Raw genomic sequence first — 768 nt, forward strand, 5'->3', positions numbered from 1 at the left:
AATGCTGGTGATGCAGCGTCCACGGCACATTGCCGCCCAGCAGCTTCTGCTCGATGCCGACCATCAGCGTGCCGAGGTACAGGCCCTTGCTCATCCACTGCTTGAAGTTGCGTGCGCGATACAGTTCGGTGTGAAGCCATGAGGTCTTGAAGGCTTCCGGATACGCAGTCAGTTCGTCAGACTGGCGGCCGGCCTGCACGGCGTCGAAGGCCGCGTCGGCCGCGAGCATGCCGGTCTTGATCGCCGCGTGCGAACCCTTGATACGCGAGACGTTCAGGAAACCCGCATCGTCGCCGACCAGCGCACCGCCTGGGAACACCAGCTTCGGCAGCGACATCAGGCCGCCCGCCGTAATTGCCCGCGCACCGTACGACACGCGCTTGCCGCCTTCGAGAATCGCGCGGATCGCCGGGTGTGTCTTGTAGCGCTGGAATTCCTCGAACGGAGACAGGTACGGATTCGAATAACCGAGGCCGACCACGAAGCCCACCACGATCTGGTTGTTGTCCAGGTGATAAAGGAACGAGCCGCCGTACGTATCGTTCTCGAGCGGCCAGCCGGCCGTGTGCATCACCAGACCCGGCTTGTGCTTCGCGGGATCGATTTCCCACAGTTCCTTGATGCCGATGCCGTAGACCTGCGGATCGGCGCCATCGCGCAGCCTGAACCTGTCGCTCAGTTGCCGCCCGAGATGCCCACGCGCGCCCTCGCAGAACAGCGTGTACTTCGCGTGCAGTTCCATGCCGAGCTGGAAATTTTCGGTCGGCT

The 768-nt window shown here is 62.9% G+C and carries 1 protein-coding gene; it reads right to left on the bottom strand.

Going from position 1 to position 768, the window contains the following annotated elements; all coding sequences use genetic code 11:
* The coding region (locus tag G3N58_RS33895) for an NAD(P)/FAD-dependent oxidoreductase (protein WP_206001377.1) at positions 1-768 on the bottom strand (768 nt) is incomplete at both ends.

Origin of the sequence: Paraburkholderia sp. Ac-20342, from assembly GCF_017104985.1 — a bacterium.
In the GTDB taxonomy this organism is placed as follows: domain Bacteria; phylum Pseudomonadota; class Gammaproteobacteria; order Burkholderiales; family Burkholderiaceae; genus Paraburkholderia.